This is a genomic window from Paenibacillus doosanensis, assembly GCF_025060755.1.
GTDB lineage: Bacteria > Bacillota > Bacilli > Paenibacillales > NBRC-103111 > Paenibacillus_S > Paenibacillus_S doosanensis.
This window is the reverse complement of the sequence record NZ_JANYUY010000098.1, coordinates 1-6,550: the sequence shown is the minus strand read 5'-3', so window position 1 is coordinate 6,550 and position 6,550 is coordinate 1. Positions and strand designations below refer to the sequence as shown.

The window sequence follows — 6,550 nt, the reverse complement described above, 5'->3', positions numbered from 1 at the left end:
GCAGCTAAACCTTCCATACCATGTGCACGATAGAAAGCTACCCACTTAATAACGGACTTGTAATCGATTCCAATGCGTGCCCCGATCTCAGAATAGGATTCTTTTCCTGACAAATAATCTTGTACGGCCTGGAACTTCTCCTTCACACTGAATCTACTCATAAAAAACTGCACCTCCAATTGTTAGCTTGTGTCTAACAATTGGGGTGCAGTTCACTGAGAGTAGGTTTATTTTACCTCTTATTGTCCGAATGGGGGAACGTTCTTAATTTCGTTAAGCAAACCTATAGTTAGTGTGACATTACTATATTGAGTGATATCTCCAGATGTCGTAATCGTAAATTCTACTATTTCATTATTTTTCACTTCAATAAACGGACTGGTATCAGAAACTGTAATGGGAACTTCTGCAAGTGACTGATTCTGTGAGTCATAGAAATTTAATTTTGCGCCCCTTATTGTGTTTTGTTCTTCTCCCCCAATGACCTGAATCTTACCATTAATAGTAGTTTTTCCGTTTGAGTAAGTAAGCTTGAGGTCACCTGCGCGGACCCTTTCTTCATTAGGATCCATCAGTTTTAAATCAGAGTGTACGGTGCTATCCACAATAACGACTTTTTGTGAAGGATCAAAAATAACTGCCCCTCCCATATTCTCCGCTACAAAACGAATAGGGACATAGGCATGCCCTTGATAATTTAGTGTGACATAGTCACTATCAAGTTCAGCTGGCTTGCCATTAATAATATACTTTACCGGAAATAGAATTGTTTCAACGGTATTGTTATCGGCCAATGCTATTGTGCTGGTTGACAAAATACATCCAATGAGGACACCAGTGAGCATTTTCTTCATACGTACCACCTCGATATGAGAATTTATCCATTTAAAGTGCACAAGTAAGCACGCACCTCGAAGCTGATCATTAGAAATTTTTTATTACTTTACCTTAATTATTCTTTACAGAAAACCACTTACCTCCTTTTTTTCTTATATTTAGGGTGTGTTAAATTTTGATACTTGACCATATGAAACCTGTCTGGGTGTGAAAAGGCGTTTTTTTAAGCTATCGTTCCCAAGTTAGTTCAGAAAAGAAATCAATTAGTTTAGCGTAAAGGCTCACCATAGAAGATATGAAATTGAAGAGGTTTTGAGTCGTCTTTGTACTTCCCAAATTAGTCAGCACTCTGCAGGTTCTATACTTAGACTGCTCATATTCCTTGATATCTATATAACGAAACCATGCTAAATAATGTTGCAAATATTTGGTTGCAACACCAGTAAAGCGATCCATCCATTTCTTCAAGCCCCTAAGGTAGCGGTCTACGTTTTGGATGTGATAAACGACCTTCAACGTTGTTTTCCGTCGTACTTGAATCGGTAATGAGCCAAACCATGAATTCGCATGGGAACAGAATGCTGCACGAATCAGTGCATAGCACGTTTGAATGATGACCGCCAGTTGCTTCATCCAATTTTGTAGTCCGAATACGCCCACGCCTAAGTACGCCAGAGTAAGTCATTTTTTGACGGTTACAAGGCAACGAATAAACATACTTGGTCATTACTAATGCTACGATAGCTACTTCTCCAGTACGTGTTTTTACAGCGTACTTCCCAAATCGTATAACAGAATGTTTTTTGCAATGCGGGCAAACAGGCCCATCTTTATGCTTCTGCTCTTGAACTAAATCAATCACTTGAAGTGCAACTCCCTTAGTTCGTGACTGCAAAAAGTAGATAAGCTCTTGCTTGCCATTTCGTCTAAGGTATCAGCAAGCTTTTTCAGTTCCTTTAAATCCACAGGCAAATAATCTCTGAACAATGATATTACTCACATTATAGAACATTCATTCGCAATCGTTAAATATCAATACCAAAAATTAACATCGCCTGTTTTTTTTAAAAGCTAAAAGCAGGGATTTGGGGGCAAAAAAACGCTGGTTTCCAAATTTAATTTCAGATGAGTCATTGAAATACTTGTGAAATTGCAAAGGGATAATCTAAAAACCCCAAAAAGGTGCGGTCCTTCAGAAGAACTTAAGGACTGCACCTTTTCTTTAGGGATTTTTATTTAATTGGTGGTACAGGTCAAGCCTATGAGTTATCGATAATCTATATTTGTCTGATCGTCGTAGTAAGGATATGACGTATATATACTATAGTTAGTTCCTTCTATAGGATATACATAGTTGCGGTCATGGTCAGCTGGTCCATCCCATTGGTGTTTAGTACTAACGTCTCCATCCCACTTCGTATTAACATTTCTGGAATCACTATATAAGTATACATTATATTCATGAGCACCAAGCATGTATGCACCAGACTTATAATCTACTGCTGTTTGTGCGAGACTGTGCTCTCTAGTAAATTGACCTGCACCCCAGCTATGATAGCCCATGTTATAACCAACCGTATTCCAATTAAACGTGGTAGATTGTGGATGAAGTTCCCAGGCACCATTACTAGGGTTGTGATAATATAGGTCAGCACGTAAAGCGTTCTCGAGTTCAGTTACCACCAAAGAAACATCACTGCCTGTTGGAATTGGTACACTGGTATCATCAGGGTTCAACCATTTATAGGGTTGGTTATAGGGATTTCCACCGTTGAATAGAAACCAACCTCCACGATGTCTTGAATAAACTAATCCAATATCCGTTCCAGCGGAGCTGGTATATTTACCAAACATCAAGTAGGGAGAATCGTTTTCCTCCCATTGAGCTGTGTTATTATCGTAGTGGAAAAAGAAATCGGTTGTTGCGTAAGCCCAAGGGAATTGAATAAACATGCTGGCTTTATTCCATGAATTAAAAGTCGAGTTCACTACGTAATGTAGCCCAGTGCCTTCACCAAGATAATCTGTTCTGTTAGCCAAAGTCTTCACAGTAGATTTGTCCAACTTTGTTGTATCTTGTGTGTTGCTTACTTTGGGATTCATCTTGTAATACGCTGAAGAAACGGGATGTGACCCTTCACCGTCAATGACCCTACCATTTTCTACTGGTAATTCAACTACTTTAGCATCTTTATGTCCTTGTATACTTGTTTTTAGATGCTTCACTTGATCTTTCGTCAGACTTTTTACATAAGCTAATTGAGCCACATCAGCAGCTCGATCACCCAAACTAGTGATATCGTCATCAGATAAATCAAAATCTTTCAATGACTGTTTTAAGGACTTCATATCTTTGAACTTGAGTTCTTTGGCAGTTCTATCTTCATTCGAAGTAGTATTTTTCACTTCAAAGATACGCTTATTTTCCACGGAAGTAATAACCTTTGCTTTTCCGTTCACATTTGGATCGGTTTGAGCAGCTAGAGCATTGCTAGCCAGTAGCACACTAACTGCGCTGCATAATATTACCGATTTCAAACTCTTCATCCTATACAGCTCCTTTTATTCAATGATTTAGAAATAGTAAAAAAATTACAAAAACAAGGTTATATAATGAATGCCGGCCAGCAGTTCACTCAATAATGGTAAATAATTAAAACTCAATCTAAACGAAATTAGAAATAGGGGAAAGGGATAAGTTAGATTTTTAAATCCACCAATCCAACTTAACCATGATCAAACACCATCAACTCTTTTAATTTTTGCACCATACAACATACCAAATAATAAATTAAATTACATATTTTGTATATAGTTCTAATTAACTACATTAACGATAGCTATGTGCATTAATTTGTCGAATTTGATTATTAAAAATCGGTTTTATAAATTAAATGAGTTTGAAAATTGTCGATTATTTAGAGGAGGGTCATGGAGAGCGCTCTATATTTCAAGTAAGTCATACGTCACTTTAAAGCACACAATTCTATGCCTTAAAGTATGCTAAAATAAGTATAGAAATATATACCAAATAGAGAGGGGGATTTATAAAATTAAAATAGACATTTGTATCCAATTAATACCTGGTTCAGGAGCGCCGAAGGGGACCGTACATCGTAAAAAATCTCTAACTTGAAAGAAGCGATTGGATCATGGAAGTCGGTTACTGGGTACGGACTTGGCTTCCCTTAGAAGATAATTTGCATCGATATGCTCCACAAATATTTTGCACTGAACCCGAGATGCACATCATGCCCAAAAGAGGCTCTGCTCTAGTCAAGCCGCGGCACTGCAGTGAGTCTGTAAAATAGTTTGTGTAAACTCCAAAACCTATTAAAATAGAATCAACAGAAAGGTTAGAGGAACACAATGGGACTATGGACAAAAAAACAAGTGCGAGCCTTCATTAAGGAGAACAAACTAGTCACAGCAAAGGATGCTCAGGATGCGCATAAAGACTTATTCGCCGAGAAGATTCAGGAAATGCTGGAGGCCGAGTCCTCGCAAGAGGCTTCATACTGGAACGCAGAAAGCGGAACACCATTAGACCGTGTTCTTCATTTTTATTTTCCAATCCCAATAATCTAGCTTTATTTCATCGTTTCCCCATAAACCAACAACCAAAACAACATCTTCTCATATCTCCTCAAATCCTTCTTCTCTTCATCGATATGTCTCCTAAGCATTTCGCCGCGGCTAGGGACCGAGACCGTGTAGTAAAGAGTTAAACTTCTTCGAACCCAACGTTTAGCGAGCTCCTCTTCTGTCAATCCTAATAGCTGTTCCTCGTACATTTGAATATCTCGCCGAGTGTCGTTGATTAGATGAATTAACAATATTTTCTTAAGATCATAGTCACTCACATAATCTAACAACGAACCATACCAAATATCCAACTTCATATAGGCGGAGTCCGTTTCTTCATGAGGCCGATAAAAGATGTCGCCGACCTTATCCGCATCCACCATAAGCATGACATCGAAAAATTCTGCGCTTGTTTCTTTGGTTATGTATTTCTCAATAGCCTGTAGAGGCACCTTAGAAATGATGTATTTCAGGAGAAATCACCTCTTTGGATTTTTATCTGAATAATTCCAACTCTATATTATTTAATGTAAATATTTTACTATTTGTTGAATATTTTATCTGTTGTTTGTCATTATAGCAGACTGATAATGGACTTAAAAGGAGTTTTTACTTGAGTCAGCAGCAGCCGATTATCAAACAAATTATTGGGAAAATTGTTAAATCCATTCGGATCAAGAAGGGGTTAAGTCAAGAGGATTTAGCTTTTGAATGCAACGTGGATAGATCCTACATATCCATGATTGAAGTAGGCAGGAACGAGCCGTCTGTTAGCAAAATATTTGAAATCTGCGAAGGGTTAAACATAAAGCCTTCCGATTTTTTCAAGTTAGTGGAAGCCGAATATGAAAATCTCAAAGATAACAACAGTACGGAAAATAAATAAAGAACGAACCATGAAAGGCAGTGCCTTTTCGGTTCGTTCTTTATTTATTGCTCATTTTGAGCTAATTCTACCCCAAAATCTCCTCAATCCCAGGAATCGCCTCCTGGGCCCCTAACCGCGTCACCGCGATAGCCGAAGCCTTTTGCGCCAGGTCGACGGCTTCGTCCATACTCTTGCCCGCGATAATCATCGAGGCCAGCGTGCCGGAGAACGTATCGCCCGCCGCGGTGGTGTCAACAGCTGCCACCTTGCGAGCTTCCTTATACACATTCTCGGTCCCGTTAAAGTACACGATCCCCTTCTCACCCAGCGTGATGAGGGGATAACGAATCCCTTTATCCCGTAAAATATTCAGAGCCTTAAACGCATCTTCCGTGCTTCGAATCTCCACATTGGTATACAAGCGGCACTCGATTTCATTCGGCGTGAAGTAGTCCACGCCTTGCAGAATCTCGTCGTCAAGCGGCACAGCTGGTGCCGGATTCAAAAATATCGGCACGTTGCCTTTGAGCATGCGAACGGCTTCGTACACGGTCTCCAGCGGAATCTCCAGCTGCAGCATGACTGCGGCGGCAGAGAGGAGCTGCTGCTTGTAGCCGCGGATGTAATCCGGCGTGACGCGCTGGTTGGCGGCGCCGTCCAGGATGATGCTGTTGTTGCCGTTGCAGACGGTGATCGCGGCGACGCCTGTCGTGACGTTCGGCTCACGCGTCAAGTAATCGGTGCGGACGCCGTAGCCCGAGAGGCCGTCCAGCAGAGACTGGCCGAAGAGGTCGTCGCCGACCTTGCCCATGAACCAAGTGTCGGCGCCCATCTTGGTGCAGGCGACGGCCTGGTTGGCTCCCTTGCCGCCGGGAGAGAGGAAGAAGCCCTCTCCCTGCATCGTCTCGCCGATTTCCGGGATACGGCTCGTACGCATAACCATATCCATATTGGCGCTGCCAAGGACAATGATGTTCTCCATTAATTTCCTACCCCATTTTTTTAGGAGTTTGTTGGACGAACTGGGTTCGTCGTGAGTTTTCATTCATCTGTATAACAGAGGAAAGGGAATTGCCACGGAAAGTCTACGGCCGCCTTTGAAATCAAGGTTGTAACCATTAAATCAATTATTAACTCAAGTTTCGCACCTTGAAAAACACGCTTAGATACTGCTGCTACTGAAAATCTTTTGAAAAATTAGCAAGCTTGACAGAAAAACACCCTTCATGTTTGGTAAAATGGAAATTGTCCAGATAACCA

General features: G+C 40.7%; 6 protein-coding genes and 2 pseudogenes. 2 read left to right on the top strand and 6 right to left on the bottom strand.

Features of this window, described 5'->3' with window-relative positions:
• From N0M98_RS33970 to N0M98_RS33375, 4 genes and pseudogenes are all read right to left on the bottom strand, one after another.
• Positions 1 to 161: helix-turn-helix domain-containing protein (locus N0M98_RS33970; protein ID WP_375295589.1), on the bottom strand; the 161-nt coding region annotated here is incomplete at its 3' end.
• A gap of 78 nt (positions 162 to 239) precedes the next feature.
• Positions 240 to 854: a stalk domain-containing protein gene (locus N0M98_RS33385; RefSeq protein ID WP_259620484.1), complete on the bottom strand. Its 615-nt coding sequence runs from the start codon at positions 852 to 854 to the stop codon at positions 240 to 242.
• Between the two features lie 373 nt (positions 855 to 1,227).
• Positions 1,228 to 1,803, bottom strand: a pseudogene (locus tag N0M98_RS33380) (IS1595 family transposase); the annotation flags it as partial.
• A gap of 300 nt (positions 1,804 to 2,103) precedes the next feature.
• Positions 2,104 to 3,384 (bottom strand): hypothetical protein, encoded by a 1,281-nt coding sequence (locus N0M98_RS33375; RefSeq protein WP_259620483.1) that lies wholly within the window; start codon positions 3,382 to 3,384, stop codon positions 2,104 to 2,106.
• Between the two features lie 822 nt (positions 3,385 to 4,206).
• On the opposite strand from N0M98_RS33375, the pseudogene N0M98_RS34005 reads away from it, so the two are divergent.
• Positions 4,207 to 4,356, top strand: a pseudogene (locus tag N0M98_RS34005) (IS256 family transposase); the annotation flags it as partial.
• Between the two features lie 71 nt (positions 4,357 to 4,427).
• Here N0M98_RS34005 and N0M98_RS33370 read toward each other — a convergent pair.
• Positions 4,428 to 4,805, bottom strand: a complete 378-nt coding sequence (locus tag N0M98_RS33370; protein ID WP_259620482.1) for a hypothetical protein — start codon at positions 4,803 to 4,805, stop codon at positions 4,428 to 4,430.
• Positions 4,806 to 5,035: 230 nt separating this feature from the next.
• On the opposite strand from N0M98_RS33370, the gene N0M98_RS33365 reads away from it, so the two are divergent.
• Positions 5,036 to 5,308 (top strand): helix-turn-helix domain-containing protein, encoded by a 273-nt coding sequence (locus tag N0M98_RS33365; RefSeq protein WP_259620481.1) that lies wholly within the window; start codon positions 5,036 to 5,038, stop codon positions 5,306 to 5,308.
• A 67-nt stretch (positions 5,309 to 5,375) separates the two neighbouring features.
• Here N0M98_RS33365 and rbsK read toward each other — a convergent pair whose 3' ends face one another.
• Positions 5,376 to 6,272 (bottom strand): ribokinase, encoded by an 897-nt coding sequence (rbsK, locus tag N0M98_RS33360; protein ID WP_259620480.1) that lies wholly within the window; start codon positions 6,270 to 6,272, stop codon positions 5,376 to 5,378.
• Between the last annotated feature and the right edge of the window lie 278 nt (positions 6,273 to 6,550).